This window comes from Micromonospora tulbaghiae (assembly GCF_900091605.1).
GTDB lineage: Bacteria > Actinomycetota > Actinomycetes > Mycobacteriales > Micromonosporaceae > Micromonospora > Micromonospora tulbaghiae.
The window spans coordinates 425,575-441,189 of sequence record NZ_FMCQ01000006.1 but is presented as its reverse complement, the minus strand read 5'-3'; the positions used below and the strand labels follow the sequence as shown (position 1 = coordinate 441,189).

The window sequence follows — 15,615 nt, the reverse complement described above, 5'->3', positions numbered from 1 at the left end:
ACTCACCCGTTCGCCGCTCGAGTACCCCGAAGGGCCTTTCCGCTCGACTTGCATGTGTTAAGCACGCCGCCAGCGTTCGTCCTGAGCCAGGATCAAACTCTCCAACAAAAACTTGTCGAACAGCATAACCTGGCAACAAAAGTGTTGCCAAAGGAATCCCAACCAGCAACCACTCCCAAAAGAATGGCCACCAGTCCGGGGTATAAAACAATTGGCACTGGCTTTACAAGCACCCTGTTGAGTTCTCAAAGAACAACCACACACCAACCAGAAGCCCCACACCGTGGAACCCCGACCGGGGTATCTCGTTCAACTGCCCGCCGCTCTCGCGCCAGGCACTTTTACTACGTTACCCGGTGGTTTCTGCCGTGTCAAACCGGTGTTTCCCGGTTTGTCGTGCATCAACCTTTTGCCGGGCACCCCGATTCATCCGACTTCCGTCGGACGGTTTCCGAGGGCTTCGACAGGACGGCCGTCGCGGTCACCCGCGTGTTCGCCCGTTTCCCTGCCGACTGGCAACCTTACCCGGTCGGTTCCGCCTCACCAAATCCGCCTTCCGGCGAATCCGGGGCACCACCCGGTTCTCAGGTCCTGCGCTCCGGCCTTCCAGGTCTTTCGCCCTGTTCGTCCGTTCCGCGCTGGCAGAGAGAAAGTTACGCGCCCAGCGGAGTGATCGTCAAATCCGCTGGGCGCGTCCCGCGTCACACAGTCGACAGGCGACTATCCGCGCAGCTCGACGCCGGCGAACGAGCGCTTCCCCCGGCGCAGCACGAGGTACCGGCCGTGCAGCAGGTCGTCAGCCGACACCATCGCGTCCACCTCGGAGACCCGGGTGTTGTTCACGTAGGCGCCGCCCTCGGCGATGACCCGGCGCGCCTCCTTCATGCTCGGCACCAGGCCCGACTCCTTGAGCAGGCCAGCCACGTCCGGCAGCTCGTCGAGGTGCACCAGGCCGGCCTCGGTGAGCGCGGCGCGCAGCGTCTCCGGGGCCAGCTCGTCGAGCGAGCCGCGCCCGAACAACGCCTGGCTGGCCGCCACCGCCTGGGCCGTCTCCCGCTCGCCGTGCACCAGCGTGGTCAGCTCCTCGGCCAGTGCCCGCTGGGCAAGGCGCGCCTGCGGCCGCTCCGCCGTGGCCTTCTCCAGCTCCTCCAGCTCCTCGCGGGAGCGGAAGCTGAAGTAGCGCAGGTAACGGCTGACGTCCCGGTCGTCGGCGTTGACCCAGAACTGGTAGAACGCGTACGGGCTGGTCATCTGCGGGTCGAGCCAGACCGTGCCGGTCTCGCTCTTGCCGAACTTGGTGCCGTCGGCCTTGGTCACCAGCGGCGTGGTGAACGCCTCCACCGGCCCGGCGCCGCGCCGCCGGATGTAGTCCACCCCGGCGGTGATGTTGCCCCACTGGTCGGAGCCGCCGTACTGGAGCCGGCAGCCGTGCCGGCGGTGCAGCTCGAAGTAGTCGTTGGCCTGGAGGAGCTGGTAGCTGAACTCGGTGTAGCTGATGCCCGTCTCCAGCCGCGCCTTGACCACCTCGCGGGCGAGCATCTTGTTCACCGGGAAGTGCTTGCCGACGTCCCGGAGGAACTCCACCACCGACATCTCGCCGGTCCAGTCCAGGTTGTTGACCAGTTTCGCCGCGTTCTCCCCGGAGTACGTGACGAACGGCGAGAGCTGCTCGCGGATGCGCTCCACCCAGCCGGCGATCACCTCGGGCGGGTTCAGCGTCCGCTCGGCGCTCTCCTTCGGGTCGCCGATCTGCCCGGTGGCACCACCGACCAGCAGCAGCGGCCGGTGCCCGGCCTGCTGGAGCCGGCGGGCCATGACGACCTGCATCAGGTTGCCGATGTGCAGGCTCGGCGCGGTGGGGTCGAAGCCCACGTAGAAGGTGGTGCTCCCGCCGTCGAGCAGCTCACGCAGCTCGTCAAGGCCGGTCGAGTCCTGGATCAGGCCCCGCCACAGCAGGTCTTCGGTCAGGGAGTCCCGCCCCTGCGGGAGGTTGCTGTCGGTCACGGTCACCGATTCTCCCCCATTCCCGGGCCCGGCCCGTACCGGGTTTGCCGACGTGGCGGCGACTAGGCTGGCGGCGCCGTCGAACGCGAGGAGGAACCGCGGTGGACATGCCGAACCTGACCGGTGGCTTCGTGGCCCTGCTGGGCCTGACGTTCGACGAGGTCAGCGGGGACCGGGTGGTGATCCGCTGGAAGGTGCGTCCGGAGTTGCACCAGCCGTACGGGATCCAGCACGGCGGCGTCTACTGCTCGGTGGTGGAGACGGCGGCGAGCATCGGCGGCGCGCTCTGGCTGGGCGACAAGGGCAACGTCGTCGGGGTGTCGAACCAGACGGACTTCCTGCGGGCGGTACGCGACGGCGAGCTGACCGCTGTCGGCACGCCGGTGCACCGGGGCCGCAGCCAGCAGCTCTGGCTCGTCGAGATCACCGACGCCGACGGCCGTCTGGTGGCCCGCGGTCAGGTGCGGCTGCAGAACCTCACCGCCGCCTGACACCCGCAGGCTGGCCGATTCAGCCCGAAAAGGGGCACTGACGCCGATATCGTCGCCTCGGTGAGATCGTCCGCTCCCGACCCGACGTGAGGAAGCTGTTCGCCGCCACGCTCGGCGTGCTGTCGGCGGTCGGCGGTTTCGTCGACATCGGTGATCTGGTGGCGGCCAGTCAGGCCGGCGCGCTGTTCGGCATGGCCCACACCTGGGTGCTGCTGATCGGCGTGGTCGGCATCTGCGCGTACGCGGAAATGGCCGGCCGGATCGCGGCGGTGAGCGGACGGGCGGTGTTCGATCTGGTCCGGGAGCGGCTCGGGCCGCGCGTGGCGCTGCTCAACCTGGTCGCGACGTGGCTGGTCACTGTCGTCACGCTCGCCGCGGAGCTGGGTGGGGTGGCGCTGGCGCTGCAACTGGCGACCAGGCTGAGCCACCTGTTCTGGGTGCCGCTCGCCGCGCTGGCCGTCTGGCTGGTGCTGTGGCGGCTGCGGTTCGAGCTGATGGAGCGGATCTTCGGGCTGGCCGGGCTGTCGCTGCTGGTGTTCGCGGTCGCGTTGGTGGCGCTGCCGACCGACTGGCCGGAACTCGGGCAGGGCGTGTGGCAGGTCAGCACGGCCGGGCACGGCTGGCCGCTGTACTGGTTCGTGGCGGTGGCGCTGTTCGCCTCGACGGTCAGCCCGTACGAGGTGTTCTTCTTCTCCTCCGGCGGCGTCGAGGAGCGGTGGAGCGCGGCGGACCTGGCGCGGGCCCGCTCGAACGTGCTGATCGGCTTCCCGGTGGGCGGGTTCCTGGCGTTGTCCCTGATCGCCGTGGCGACGGTGGCCTACCACCCGTCCGAGGCGTCGTTGAGCACGCTGGACGAGGTGGCGCGGCCGGTGGCGACAGCGCTCGGTGGCGCCGGCCTGGCCGCCGCGGTGCTGGCGTTCTTCGCGGTGACGTTCGGCGCGGCGCTGGAGACCGGGCTGTCGGCGGCGTACGCGGCGGCGCAGTACTTCGGGTGGCAGTGGGGCAAGCGGGTCCGCCCCCGGGAGGCGGCCCGGTTCCACAGCGTGCTGCTCGTCGGTCTGCTGCTCGGTGTGGTGATGCTGATGACGACGGTGGACCCGGTGCGGCTGACCGAGTACATGCTGGTGCTGAGCGCTGTGGTGCTGCCGCTGACGTACCTGCCGATCCTGGTGGTGGCGAACGACAGGGGGTACCTCGGCGACCGGGTCAACGGGCGGTGGATGAACCTGCTCGGCGCGGTGTTCCTGCTGCTCATCGTCGCGGCCTCGGTGGCGGCGATCCCACTGGCGATCATGACGGGGATGGGGCGATGAGGGTTCAGCTCGCCCGGCGGCTGCTCGACCGGCAGATCGTCGACGTGGACGGGCTGCTGGTCGGGCGCGTCGACGACATCGCGTTCGCGGTCGACGACGAGGGTTTCCCGTACGTGGACTGCCTGCTCACCGGGCAGGGCGCGCTCGGGGCGCGGATCGGCGGGCGGACCGGGCGGCTGCTGGTGGCGGTGGCGGACAGGTTCACCGACGACCCGCCGATGCCACCGTTGCGCGTACCGCTGTCCCAGGTCGCCCGCGTGGACAGCGCGGTGCGGCTGCGCTGCCGGGCGGCGGACCTGCCGCCGTCGCCGGTGGAGGCGTGGCTGCGCCGGCACCTGATCGAGCGGATCCCGGGGTCCGGCCGTGCGAGCGGGTGAACTGCTCGGCCGCACCGCGTACGACCTGCACGGGCGGCGGCTGGGCCGGGTGGTGGACGTGGTGGTGCGCGGCGGGTGGCCGCCGGACCGGCTGCGGATCACCGACGTGATCGTCGCCGGGCACTGGTGGACCCGGGTGATCAGCCGGCTGATCGGCCCGGAGCTGCATCCGTCCGGGCCGTGGCTGCTGCGGGTGGTGGCCCGGCTGGTCGGGCGGAGCACCCGTCAGCTGCCCGCCGACGCGGTGCAGCTGCTCCCGCCGGTGCCCGGTTTCCCGTTCGGCCCGCCGACCGGGCGCCGCTGAGCCGGGCGCGCAGAGACCGGGTGCCGGTCAGCGGCGTGCGTCGTCCAGTTCGGGGGCGTCGGCAGGCTCGGCGGCGTCGTCGGTGGTGTCGTCGTCCGGGGAGCCGTCGTGGCGGCCGCGGCGGCGTACGTGCACCTCGGTGATGGCCCGCTGGTCGACGTCGGCCACCGACAGTTCCCAGCCGTCCACGGTCACCTGCTCCCCCGCCACGGTCGGGATGTGCCCGAGGCAGATCAGCACCAGCCCGGCGACCGTGGTGTAGTCGCCCGCGGGCCGGTTCGGCAGCTCCACGCCGAGGTCGGTCAGGTCGTGGACCGGGAACGTGCCGGGCAGCACCAGCGTGCCGTCGGCCTCGGTGCGCACGGCGCGCAGGTCCCGGTCGGTCTCGTCGTAGATCTCGCCGACGATCTCCTCCAGGATGTCCTCCAGCGTCACGATCCCGTCGACCGCGCCGCGCTCGTCGACCACGAGCGCGATGTGCTGGCGTTCGGCCTTGAACTGGCGCAGCGCGTCGACCACCGGCAGCGAGTCGGGCAGCAGCATCGGTGGGCGGGCGATCTCGTCGACCGGCCGGTCGTCGGAGACGCCGACCAGGTCCCGCAGGTGGATGACGCCCACCGCCTCGTCCAGGCCGCCGTGGCGGACCACCGGGGCCCGGGAGTGGCCGGTCGCGGCCAGAACGAGCCGGGCGGCCTCCGCGGTGGTGCCGCTGTCGAGCGTGAAGACCTGCAACCGGGGTACGAGCACAGCCCGCAACTGCCGGTCGGCGATCTCCACCGCACCGGCGATGATCGTGCGCTGTTCCTTGGTGAAGCCGTGGTTGCCGGCCACGATGTCACGCAGTTCGTCCGGACCGATCTCGTCCGGTTCGGCCTTCGGGTCCAGGCCGAACAGGCGTACCACCAGGTCGGTGGTGGCGCCCAGCAACCAGACGGCGGGCCGGGTGATGCTGGACAGCACGTCCAGCGGGCGGGCCACCAGCAGCGCCCACCGCTCGGCCGACTGCATGGCGATCCGCTTCGGGGCCAGCTCACCGAAGACGAGCGTGACGAACGTGAGCACCAGCGTGACAGCGACGATGGCGACGGTCTCGGCGGCGTTGCCGAAGACGGTCAGCAGCGGGACGAGCGGCTTGGCCAGGGACACCGCGGCGGCGGCGGAGGCGAGGAACCCGGCGAGTGTGATGCCGATCTGGATGGTGGCCAGGAACCGGTTCGGGTCCTTCGCGAGGCGGGCGAGGGTCCGTCCGCCGCGGCTGCTGCGCTCCAGCCGCTGCACCTGGCTGTCGCGCAGGGACACCAGGGCCATCTCGCTGCCGGCGAACACCGCGTTGAGGATCACCAGCACACCGACCAGGGCAAGCTGGCTCCAGTAGCTCTGCACGACCGGTTATCTCCCTCGGCCCGATCCGGGTCGGCCGATGGCCGACTCGCCGGCCGGCAGATCCGGTCGGCGTGGCCCCTCTGTTGCCCCGCGGGACCGCCGCCGAATCATGACCGGCCCCTCGGCGTCACCGGCCGGAGCCGGACGGGAGCCGGCTCAGGCCGGTACGGGCAGGTCGAGCACGTACGCGCCGCCCTCGGGGCGGAACCCGAGCCGGTGATAGTACGGAGCGATCATGCCGGGCGGGCTGACCACCCGGCGGAAACCCCGGTCGGTGAACAGCCGGCTGCGCCGGTAGACGAACTCCCCCGGCGTGAAGTCGCGGAACGGCGGGGTCACGTAGTCCAGGTCGACCTGGGCCACCCCGCCCGGTTCGGCGTGCGAGAGCATCACGCCGACCACCTCGTCGGCGCGTACCACGAGGAACGCCGAGCGGTCTTCGGCGGCCGGGTCCCAGTGGAAGCCGGGGTTGAAGCGGGCGATGTCGGCGGCGTGCACGCGCAGGGTGTGCGCCAGGAACGCGTCGCCGGTGCCCACCTCGACCACCTGGTAGGTCTGCTCGTCGTGCCGGGTGGCCAGCAGCTTGCGCAGATACCAGACGTTGATCACGGTGAGCACGACGTTCAGGCCCACCATCGGCCAGACCTGCACGGCGGCGTTGTAGCCGATCAGGATGAGGCAGCCGACCAGGTTGAGCGCGCGCAGCCGCAGGATCCGGGTCTGCAGCAGGGACCAGACCAGCAGCGCGGAGCCGGCCCAGCCGACGAGTTCCAGCCAGTTCACCCGGGGAGACTAGCGGTCGCCCTGCTCAGACCCCTCGGCGGGCAGCTCCAGCACGTACTCCTCGACCTCGGTGCCGCGGCTCGGGGAGTACCCGGAGTCCTCGCCGACCACGACGAAGCCGCACTTGCGCAGCACCGCCAGGGACGCGGCGTTGTCCTTTGCGGCGCGGGCGCGCACCGGCCGCTGCGGCAGCTCCCGCAGCAGCGCGGCGAGCCCTGCGGTGGCGTAGCCACGCCCCCAGCGCCCCGGGTCGATCCAGTAGCTCACCTCGGTCCGGTCGTCGACCGGGAACGCCGCGACATGCCCGACCACCTCGCCGTCGGCGGTGACCGTGCGGTTGACGATGCGCTCGTCGGCGCGGATCCGCGCCCAGTGCGCGTCGAACGCGGCCCGGTCGGACGGGTCCTTCGGGCCGAACGCGGCCATCCAGTTGGCCTGCGGGTCCTGCTCGTGGGCGAAGAAGGTGGGCAGGTCGTCGTCTCGCACCGGGCGGAGCAGCACCTCGTTGGTCACGGCCGGAACGATACGGGCACCCACCGACACGGTCGGGACCTCCGGCCCGGTGTGTGTCCCGTCCGGCCCTGCCGCGCCGCCGGCCGGCCCGGCTACCAAGGAGGTGGAACGACTCAGTCGAGGAGGCCGGACCATGTCGAAGTACGTCTACGACTTCATCGAAGGTGATCGCAGCCAGGCCGACCTGCTCGGCGGCAAGGGCGCGAACCTCGCCGAGATGACCCGGCTCGGGTTGCCGGTGCCGCCCGGGTTCACCGTCACCACCGACGCGTGCCGGGCGTACCTGGCCACCGGCGCGCCGCCGGACGGCCTGTACGAGGAGATCAACGCGCATCTGAAGGAGGTGGAGGCGCGGCTGGACCGGTGGCTGGGCGACCCGCGGGACCCGCTGCTGCTGGCGGTGCGCTCCGGCGGGCGGTACTCGATGCCGGGGATGATGGAGACGATCCTCGACATCGGGCTCAACGACACCACCGTGGCGGGGCTGGCCGCCCGCACCGGCGACGAGCGGTTCGCCTGGGACTCGTACCGGCGGTTGATCCAGATGTTCGGCCGTACCGTGCACGGCATCCCGGCCGACGAGTTCGAGCACGAGCTGGCCGCGCTGCGGGCCACCGCCGGACCGGACGGGCCGGGCGCCGGCCAGTTGCGCGACCTGGTCGACACGTACAAGAAGATCTTCGCCCGGCACGCCGGGCACGACTTCCCGCAGGCCCCGCACGAGCAGCTGTTCCTGGCCGTGCGCGCGGTGTTCGAGTCCTGGCACTCGGAGCGGGCCCGGATCTACCGACGGCAGGAGCGCATCCCGGACGACCTGGGCACCGCCGTCAACGTGATGGCGATGGTGTTCGGCAACCTCGGCCCGGACTCCGGCACCGGGGTGGCGTTCACCCGTGACCCGGCCACCGGCGCCCCCGGCGTGTACGGCGACTACCTGACCGACGCGCAGGGCGAGGACGTGGTGGCGGGCATCCGCAACACGGTGCCGCTGACCGAGCTGGCCCGGCTGGACCCGGCGAGCTTCCACCGGCTGCGGGAGATCATGGCGACGCTGGAGCGGCACTACCGCGACCTGTGCGACGTCGAGTTCACCATCGAGCGCGGCCGGCTGTGGATGCTGCAGACCCGGGTCGGCAAGCGCACCGCGGCGGCGGCGTTCGTGATCGCCGCGCAGCTGGCCGAGGAGGGGCTGATCACGGCCGACGAGGCGCTGACCCGGGTCACCGGGGCGCAGCTCGCCCAGCTGATGTTCCCGGCCTTCGACGCCGCCGGCGCGCCCGAGCCGCTCGCCGTCGGCGTCGGCGCCTCCCCCGGCGCCGCGGTCGGGCGGGTGGTGTTCGACTCGGCCGCCGCGGCGGCGTCCACCGGACCGGTGATCCTGGTCCGCCCGGAGACCAACCCGGACGACCTGCCCGGCATGATCGCCGCGGCCGGGGTGCTGACCTCGCGCGGCGGGAAGACGTCGCACGCCGCGGTGGTGGCCCGGGGCATGGGCCGGACCTGCGTGTGCGGGGCCGAGGCGCTGACCATCGACGTGGAGCGCGGCGAGTTCACGGTGGGCGAGCACGTGGTGCGCGCCGGCGAGGTGATCTCCATCGACGGCACCAGCGGGCGGATCTGGCTCGGCGAGGTGCCGGTGCAGCCGTCCCTGGTGGCCCGGTACCTGACCGGTGAGCTGCGGCCGGAGGCCGACCCGCTGGTAGCCGCCGTGCACCGGCTGCTCGGGCACGCCGACGCGGTGCGCACGCTCGGCGTACGCGCCAACGCCGACACCCCTGACGACGCGCGGCGGGCCCGTGAGCTGGGCGCCGCCGGGGTCGGGCTGTGCCGCACCGAGCACATGTTCCTCGGCGAGCGCCGGGAACTGGTCGAGCGGCTGATCCTGGCCGACGGCCCGGCCGAGGTCGGCGCGGCGCTCGACGAGCTGCTGCCGTTGCAGCGGGCCGACTTCCTCGGACTGCTCACCGCGATGGACGGGCTGCCGGTCACCGTCCGGCTGCTCGACCCGCCGCTGCACGAGTTCCTGCCTCCGCTGGCCGAGCTCACCGCCCGGGTGGCGGGCGCGCAGGCGCGCGGCGAGGAACCGGGCCACGACGGTGTGCTGCTGACGGCGGTGCGCCGGATGCACGAGACGAACCCGATGCTGGGGCTGCGGGGCGTACGGCTCGGGCTGGTGGTGCCGGGCCTGTTCGCGATGCAGGTGCGGGCGCTCGCCGAGGCGGCCGCGCAGCGGGTCCGGGCCGGTGGCGACCCGCGCCCGGAAATCATGGTGCCGCTGGTCGGTGACGTGCGGGAACTCGCCGCGGTGGCGGACGAGGCGCGGCGGGTGCTGGCCGAGGTGCCGGACGCCCCGGAGATCCCGGTCGGCACCATGATCGAGACGCCCCGGGCGGCGCTGACGGCCGGGGACATCGCCGCCGAGGCGCACTTCTTCTCCTTCGGCACCAACGACCTGACGCAGATGACCTGGGCGTTCTCCCGGGACGACGTGGAGGGGGCGTTCTTCTCCACGTACCTGGAACGGGGGATCTTCCCGGTGTCGCCGTTCGAGAGCATCGACGCCACCGGGGTGGGCCGGCTGGTTCGCCTCGCCGTCGCCGAAGGGCGGGCGGCCCGACCGGACCTGACCGTCGGGGTCTGCGGTGAGCACGGCGGCGACCCGGAATCGATCGGGTTCTTCGCCGCGGCCGGGCTCGACTACGTCTCCTGCTCGCCGTACCGGGTGCCGGTGGCGCGGCTGGCCGCCGGCCGGGCCGCGGTCGAGGCCCGCACCGAGAAGTCCGACTCCCGCTAGGAGGGCAGCGTCATGACCGCCATCTTCAACCCGACCGGACCGGCGGTCGCGCCGGTCCCCCGCCCCGCGCCACCGCAGGCCGCTACGCCCGCCACCGCGCCGGCCGGAGCCGTCGGCCCGGTGCTGGAGCTGCCCGGGGACGCCGCGCTGGTGCCGGTGAACCGCGACGGCCGCCCGGTCGGCGTGTTCGTCGCGGCCGGCGGCCGGGTCCGCTACCGGCGCGTGGTCGAACCCGACCAGCTCGTCGCCGCCGCCACCGGCGCGTTCGCGGTCGCCGCGCTCACCGCCGCCGTGGCGGTGTGGTCGCGGCGCCGACCGCCGTCGGTCGGCACCGTCACCATGGGGCCGGGCGGCTGGGTCAGCCTGCGCGGCGTGCCGGCGCCGCGGCTGCGCCCGGACCACCGGCCCTGGTGGGCGCGCCTGCTGCGGGCCCGCCGCCTGGTCGTCGACCGCTGACCACCCAGGGGGTACGGCCGCCGGTACGTCACCGGCGGCCGTACCGCCGTTCCCCCGCCCGTCCGACAGGGGGCCGTTGGTCCCGGGTCACCGCGGTCCTGCGCCCCTGCCCGGCAGCGCCCGGACGGACGACGCTGAGGGTGAGAACGAGACCGAGGGAGGCCCCCGATGCGCGCCAGTGTCGTCACCGCGTTCGACCGTCCGATGGAAATCGTCGAGCGTCCCGTGCCGGAGGTCGGCCCGGGCGAGATCCTGGTCCGCGTCGAAGCCAGCGGACTCTGCCACACCGACATCCACGCCGCCCGCGGCGAGTGGCCGGTGAAGCCCACCCCGCCGTTCGTACCCGGTCACGAGGGCGTCGGCCTGGTCGAACAGGTCGGCCCCGGCGTCACCGAGCACGCCGTCGGCGACCGGGTCGCGCTGCCCTGGCTCGGCTGGGCCTGCGGCACCTGCTCCTACTGCGTCACCGGCTGGGAGACGCTGTGCGAGTCGCAGCGCAACACCGGCTACAGCATCGACGGCGCGCACGCCGAGTACGCGGTCGCCGCCGCCCGCTACGCGGTGCGCGTGCCCGACGGCGTGGACCCCCTCGAGGCCGCGCCGCTGACCTGCGCGGGCGTCACCACGTACAAGGCCGTCAAGGTCGCCGGGGTACGGCCGGGCGAGCGGGTCGCGATCTTCGGCATCGGCGGCCTGGGCCACCTCGCCCAGCAGTACGCGCAGATCTTCGGCGCCGAGACGGTCGCGGTGGACGTGACCGCCGAGAAGCTGGAACTGGCCACGTCGCTGGGCGCGGCGCACACGGTCGACGCCGCCACCACCGACCCGGTCGAGCGGATCACCGCCCTGGGCGGCGTGGACGTGGCGATCGTGCTCGCCGCGAGCCCCCGGGTGATCGAGCAGGCCCACCGCTCGCTGCGCCGCGGCGGCCGGCTGGTGCTCGTGTCGCTGCCCGCCGACAACGCGATCACCCTGCCCGTCTTCGAGACGGTGCTCAAGGGCATCACGGTGCTCGGCTCGATCGTCGGCACCCGCGCCGACCTGGCCGAGGTCTTCGCGCTGCACGCCGCCGGCCGCACCCGGGTCGTCTACGAGACCCGCAAGCTCGACGACATCAACGACGCGGTGGACGACGTCCTCGCCGGCCGGGTCGCCGCCCGGCTCGTGCTCCAGCCCTGACCCCCGCCCCCGGTCCCCGCACCCCGCGGGGACCGGACCACCGCCGACGCCCGGAGAGGGACCGACATGACCGCCACCGAACCCCTGGCCCCCTGGCGCGGATTCCACGCCGGAGCGTGGCAGGAGACAGTCGACGTGGCCGACTTCGTCCGCCACAACCACGAGCCGTACACCGGGGACGCGTCGTTCCTCGCCGGGCCGACGCCGCGCACCCTCGCGGTGTGGGAAGGGCTGCGGGAGATGTTCGGCGAGGAGCGGCGGCGCGGCGTGTACGACGTCGACGCGGCCACCCCGTCGACGATCACCTCGCACGCCCCGGGCTACATCGACCGGGAGCGGGAGCTGATCGTCGGGCTGCAGACCGACGCGCCGCTACGGCGGGCGATCATGCCGGCCGGCGGACTGCGGATGGTGGAGACGGCGCTGCGCGCGTACGGACGCGAACCGGACCCGCGGGTGCACGAGATCTTCACCCGGTACCGGCGCACGCACAACGACGCGGTCTTCGACGCGTACCCGGCGAATGTGCTCGCGGCGCGGCGCTCGCACGTCATCACCGGGCTGCCCGACGCGTACGGGCGCGGGCGGATCATCGGCGACTACCGCCGGGTGGCGCTGTACGGCGTGGACCGGCTGGTCGAGGAGCGCCGTGCGCTCAAGGCGGCGCTCGACGACCGGCGCAGCACCGACGACGTGATCCGCGACCGGGAGGAACTGGCCGAGCAGATCCGTGCGCTCGGTGAGCTGAAGGAGATGGCCGCCTCGTACGGCTTCGACATCTCCCGCCCGGCGGCCACCGGCGCGCAGGCGATCCAGTGGCTCTACTTCGCCTACCTGGCGGCCACGAAGGAGCAGAACGGCGCCGCGATGTCGCTGGGCCGCACCGCCGGGTTCGTCGACGCGTACCTGCGGCGGGACATCGCCGAGGGGCGGCTGGACGAGAGCGGCGCGCAGGAGCTGATCGACGACTTCGTGATCAAGCTGCGGATCATCCGCTTCCTGCGCACCCCCGAGTACGACCAGCTCTTCTCCGGCGACCCCACCTGGGTCACCGAGTCGCTCGGCGGGATGGGGGCGGACGGACGGCCGCTGGTCACCCGCACCGCGTTCCGCTACCTCCAGACGCTCTACAACCTCGGTCCGGCGCCCGAGCCGAACCTGACGGTGCTCTGGTCGCCCCGCCTGCCCGAGGGGTTCAAGCGGTTCTGCGCCCAGGTGTCGCTGGACACCAGCGCCATCCAGTACGAGAACGACGAGCTGATCCGCCCGGCGTACGACGACGACACCGCGATCGCCTGCTGCGTGTCGGCCATGCGCGTCGGGCGGGACATGCAGTTCTTCGGCGCCCGCGCGAACCTGGCGAAGGCGCTGCTGTACGCGATCAACGGCGGCCGGGACGAGCTGACCGGCGCCCAGGTGGCACCGCCGGCCGCGCCGGCCGGCGGCGAGACGCTCGACTACGACGAGGTGCTGGCCGCGTACGACCGGACACTGGACTGGCTCGCCGAGACGTACGTGGACGCGCTGAACGTGATCCACCACCAGCACGACAGGTACGCGTACGAGCGGCTGGAGATGGCGCTGCACGACCACCCGGTGCGCCGGTTCATGGCCACCGGCATCGCCGGACTGTCGGTCGCCGTGGACAGCCTGTCGGCCATCCGGTACGGGCGGGTGAAGGTGCTGCGCGACGACAACGGGCTGGCCGTCGACTTCGCGGTGGAGGGCGAGTTCCCGACGTACGGCAACGACGACGACCGGGCCGACGAGATCGCGGTGTGGCTGGTCGAGACGTTCGCGGAGAAGCTGCGCCGGCAGCGCACGTACCGCGACGCGGAGCTGACCATGTCGGTGCTGACCATCACCTCGAACGTGGTGTACGGCAAGCACACCGGTAACACGCCGGACGGGCGGCGCGCCGGTGAGCCGTTCGCGCCGGGGGCGAACCCGATGAACGGGCGGGACACGCACGGCCTGGTCGCGTCGGCGCTGTCGGTGGCGAAGCTGCCGTACGACGCGGCCCGCGACGGCATCTCGCTGACCGGCACCGTCACGCCGGAAGGCCTGGGCCACACCCGCGACGAGCGGATCGCGAATCTGGCCGGGGTGCTCGACGGCTACGCCGACGCCGGTGGGTTCCACCTCAACGTCAACGTGCTGGACCGGGCCACGCTGCTGGACGCGATGGCGCACCCGGAGCGGTACCCGCAGCTCACCGTCCGGGTCTCCGGGTACGCGGTGAACTTCGTCCGGCTCACGCCGGAGCAGCAGCGCGACGTGGTGTCGCGGACCTTCCACGGGTCGCTGTGAACGGCCGCCCGCCCGCGCCGCCGGAGGTGACTCCGGCGGCGCCGGGTGCCGTCACCGGCGCGGTGCACTCGTGGGACACGTCGGTCGGGGTGGACGGCCCGGGTACCCGGTTCGTGGTCTTCCTGGCCGGCTGCCCGTTGCGCTGCCGCTACTGCCACAGCCCGGACACCTGGTACGGCCGCAGCGGCCGGCGCCGCACCGTGGACGAGATGGTCACGCTCGCCGGCCGGTACCGCCGGTTCATCCAGGTCGCGGGCGGCGGCGTCACCGTGAGCGGCGGGGAGCCGCTGCTGCAACCGGCGTTCACCGGCGAGTTGCTGCGCCGCTGCCACGACCTCGGCCTGCACACCGCGCTGGACACCTCCGGCTTCCTCGGTGTCCGCGCCGACGACGCGCTGCTGGACGCCACCGACCTGGTGCTGCTCGACGTCAAGGCGGGCAACCCGCAGACGTACCGCCGGGTCACCGGCACCGGCCGGCTCGCGCCGACGCTGCGGTTCGCGCAACGACTGGCCGACCGGGGTACGCCGATCTGGATCCGGTACGTGCTGGTGCCCGGCCTGACCGACGCGGTCGACGAGGTGGAACGGGTGGCCGACATCGCCGCCGGGCTGGCCACCGTGCAGCGCGTCGAGGTGCTGCCGTTCCACCGGCTCGGCGCGCACAAGTACGCCGAGCTGGGGCTGACGTTCCCGCTGGCCGACACCGAGCCGCCTGACGCCGACCTGCTGGCCCGGGTACGCGGCCAGTTCGCCGCCCGCGGCCTCACCGTCACCTGACCGGTCCGGCCGCGGCGCACTACGATCGGGACATGCCGAACCTGCTTCCGACCGCACGTATCCGCGCCCTGGTCGCGACCGGCGCGCAGGCCACCGGAGCGCGGGCCGTCGGCGCGCAGGCCACCGGCGCGGGCGCGACCGGCGCTCGGGCGCTGGGCGCCACGGCCGTCGGCGCGATCGCCTTCGGCGCGTTCGCGCTCGGCGCGGTGGCTGTGGGCTCACTCGTGATCGGCCGGCTGGCCGTGCGCCGCGCGGTGATCCGCGAGCTGCGCATCGGCCGCCTCGAGGTGGACGAGCTGGTCGTCCGCGACCGCTAGTTAGCTGGCCGCCGCCGTCGGATAGCCGTAGAGGTCGAGCAGCCGGACCCGGGACGCCTGGAGCCGGTCCACCACCACGCTCATGAACCGGCTGGTGAGCTGACGGCCGAGCGTGTCGTCGGACTCCATCAGCCGGCGTACCCCGTCGGCGTCGAGTTCGACGGCGGTGCTGCGCTGGGTGGCGACCGCGCCGAACTGCCAGCGGTACGGCGGGAACAGCCAGGACCAGCCGAGCACCCCGCCCGGCCCGATCGTCTCGATGCCCACGTCGCCGCGGCCCGGCACCGGGAAGTCGAGCGCCACCTGGCCGCCGCGGACCAGCCAGAACCGGTCGGCCGGCTGGCCGGCGCGGAACAGCCGGTGCCCGGGGTGCCAGACCACCGGACGGGCGTAACCGGTGAGCCGGGGCAGCCACTCGTCGGGCAGCCCGGCCAGGAAGGGGTGGACGCGGAGCATCTCCAGCGGGGTCATCGCGCCTCCAGGGTCGACAGGAGGGGAGCACTGGTTCCATTTCACCCCGCCGTCGCCCCGGCCGGTAGGGGCCGATGGTCCCGAGCGGGCCGGGCGGATCGACTCTGCCCAGTTCGGAGCCGTCGGCGCAGGCTGGAGGGG

The 15,615-nt window shown here is 72.8% G+C and carries 15 protein-coding genes and 1 rRNA gene; 10 read left to right on the top strand and 6 right to left on the bottom strand.

The genetic code is table 11. The features are described 5' to 3' along the window. Both GA0070562_RS20225 and tyrS read right to left on the bottom strand, forming a co-directional pair. Window positions 1-108 (bottom strand): 16S ribosomal RNA (locus GA0070562_RS20225); the annotation flags it as partial. A gap of 612 nt (window positions 109-720) precedes the next feature. Next, on the bottom strand, window positions 721-2,004 hold the full coding sequence (gene tyrS / locus GA0070562_RS20220) for a tyrosine--tRNA ligase (RefSeq protein ID WP_091424597.1): 1,284 nt from the start codon (window positions 2,002-2,004) through the stop codon (window positions 721-723). Between the two features lie 107 nt (window positions 2,005-2,111). Between tyrS and GA0070562_RS20215 the strand changes: the two genes are divergently transcribed. From GA0070562_RS20215 to GA0070562_RS20200, 4 genes are all read left to right on the top strand, one after another. After that, window positions 2,112-2,495 carry a PaaI family thioesterase gene (locus GA0070562_RS20215; RefSeq protein WP_175438812.1) on the top strand — a complete coding sequence of 128 codons (384 nt, stop codon included), beginning with the start codon at window positions 2,112-2,114 and terminating at the stop codon, window positions 2,493-2,495. 86 nt (window positions 2,496-2,581) lie between these two features. Further along, a complete protein-coding gene (locus GA0070562_RS20210) occupies window positions 2,582-3,808 on the top strand; it encodes an NRAMP family divalent metal transporter (RefSeq protein WP_091424476.1) in 1,227 nt (408 codons plus the stop codon). Beyond that, the gene (locus GA0070562_RS20205) at window positions 3,805-4,185 is read left to right on the top strand and encodes a hypothetical protein (RefSeq protein ID WP_091424473.1); all 381 of its coding nucleotides are present in this window, start codon (window positions 3,805-3,807) and stop codon (window positions 4,183-4,185) included. The genes GA0070562_RS20210 and GA0070562_RS20205 overlap by 4 nt, the downstream gene beginning before the upstream one ends. Next, window positions 4,172-4,489, top strand: coding sequence for a hypothetical protein (locus GA0070562_RS20200; protein ID WP_091424470.1), 318 nt, complete (start codon window positions 4,172-4,174; stop codon window positions 4,487-4,489). The genes GA0070562_RS20205 and GA0070562_RS20200 overlap by 14 nt, the downstream gene beginning before the upstream one ends. A gap of 27 nt (window positions 4,490-4,516) precedes the next feature. Here GA0070562_RS20200 and GA0070562_RS20195 read toward each other — a convergent pair whose 3' ends face one another. The 3 genes from GA0070562_RS20195 to GA0070562_RS20185 all read right to left on the bottom strand — a co-directional run bounded on the left by GA0070562_RS20195 (window position 4,517) and on the right by GA0070562_RS20185 (window position 7,168). Then, window positions 4,517-5,872: a hemolysin family protein gene (locus GA0070562_RS20195; RefSeq protein WP_091424466.1), complete on the bottom strand. Its 1,356-nt coding sequence runs from the start codon at window positions 5,870-5,872 to the stop codon at window positions 4,517-4,519. 156 nt (window positions 5,873-6,028) lie between these two features. After that, window positions 6,029-6,655, bottom strand: coding sequence for a hypothetical protein (locus tag GA0070562_RS20190; RefSeq protein ID WP_091424463.1), 627 nt, complete (start codon window positions 6,653-6,655; stop codon window positions 6,029-6,031). Window positions 6,656-6,664: 9 nt separating this feature from the next. Continuing rightward, window positions 6,665-7,168: a GNAT family N-acetyltransferase gene (locus tag GA0070562_RS20185; protein WP_091424460.1), complete on the bottom strand. Its 504-nt coding sequence runs from the start codon at window positions 7,166-7,168 to the stop codon at window positions 6,665-6,667. A gap of 133 nt (window positions 7,169-7,301) precedes the next feature. Between GA0070562_RS20185 and ppdK the strand changes: the two genes are divergently transcribed. The 6 genes from ppdK (at window position 7,302) to GA0070562_RS20155 (ending at window position 15,003) form a co-directional block, all read left to right on the top strand. Further along, complete coding sequence (gene ppdK / locus GA0070562_RS20180) at window positions 7,302-9,962, top strand: pyruvate, phosphate dikinase (protein WP_091424457.1); 2,661 nt, start codon at window positions 7,302-7,304, stop codon at window positions 9,960-9,962. A gap of 12 nt (window positions 9,963-9,974) precedes the next feature. Beyond that, window positions 9,975-10,418 (top strand): hypothetical protein, encoded by a 444-nt coding sequence (locus tag GA0070562_RS20175; RefSeq protein WP_091424454.1) that lies wholly within the window; start codon window positions 9,975-9,977, stop codon window positions 10,416-10,418. 168 nt (window positions 10,419-10,586) lie between these two features. Then, window positions 10,587-11,597, top strand: coding sequence for an alcohol dehydrogenase AdhP (adhP, locus tag GA0070562_RS20170; RefSeq protein ID WP_091424452.1), 1,011 nt, complete (start codon window positions 10,587-10,589; stop codon window positions 11,595-11,597). 66 nt (window positions 11,598-11,663) lie between these two features. Then, the gene (pflB, locus tag GA0070562_RS20165; protein WP_091424449.1) at window positions 11,664-13,907 is read left to right on the top strand and encodes a formate C-acetyltransferase; all 2,244 of its coding nucleotides are present in this window, start codon (window positions 11,664-11,666) and stop codon (window positions 13,905-13,907) included. Then, window positions 13,904-14,686: a pyruvate formate-lyase-activating protein gene (gene pflA / locus GA0070562_RS20160; RefSeq protein ID WP_091424447.1), complete on the top strand. Its 783-nt coding sequence runs from the start codon at window positions 13,904-13,906 to the stop codon at window positions 14,684-14,686. The genes pflB and pflA overlap by 4 nt, the downstream gene beginning before the upstream one ends. A gap of 32 nt (window positions 14,687-14,718) precedes the next feature. Then, complete coding sequence (locus GA0070562_RS20155) at window positions 14,719-15,003, top strand: hypothetical protein (RefSeq protein WP_091424444.1); 285 nt, start codon at window positions 14,719-14,721, stop codon at window positions 15,001-15,003. Here the strand turns inward: GA0070562_RS20155 and GA0070562_RS20150 are convergent, their stop codons facing one another. Then, entirely contained in the window at window positions 15,004-15,474 is a 471-nt protein-coding gene (locus tag GA0070562_RS20150; RefSeq protein WP_030502451.1) for a cyclic nucleotide-binding domain-containing protein, read from the bottom strand. Between the last annotated feature and the right edge of the window lie 141 nt (window positions 15,475-15,615).

What these genes read in the sequence shown, in the direction of transcription:
- GA0070562_RS20155 (WP_091424444.1), top strand. Translation starts at nt 14,719, where the DNA reads ATGCCGAACCTGCTTCCGACCGCACGTATCCGCGCCCTGGTCGCGACC.
- GA0070562_RS20215 (WP_175438812.1), top strand. Translation starts at nt 2,112, where the DNA reads ATGCCGAACCTGACCGGTGGCTTCGTGGCCCTGCTGGGCCTGACGTTC.
- GA0070562_RS20150 (WP_030502451.1), bottom strand. Translation starts at nt 15,474, where the DNA reads ATGACCCCGCTGGAGATGCTCCGCGTCCACCCCTTCCTGGCCGGGCTG.
- GA0070562_RS20205 (WP_091424473.1), top strand. Translation starts at nt 3,805, where the DNA reads ATGAGGGTTCAGCTCGCCCGGCGGCTGCTCGACCGGCAGATCGTCGAC.
- GA0070562_RS20175 (WP_091424454.1), top strand. Translation starts at nt 9,975, where the DNA reads ATGACCGCCATCTTCAACCCGACCGGACCGGCGGTCGCGCCGGTCCCC.
- pflB (WP_091424449.1), top strand. Translation starts at nt 11,664, where the DNA reads ATGACCGCCACCGAACCCCTGGCCCCCTGGCGCGGATTCCACGCCGGA.
- ppdK (WP_091424457.1), top strand. Translation starts at nt 7,302, where the DNA reads ATGTCGAAGTACGTCTACGACTTCATCGAAGGTGATCGCAGCCAGGCC.
- adhP (WP_091424452.1), top strand. Translation starts at nt 10,587, where the DNA reads ATGCGCGCCAGTGTCGTCACCGCGTTCGACCGTCCGATGGAAATCGTC.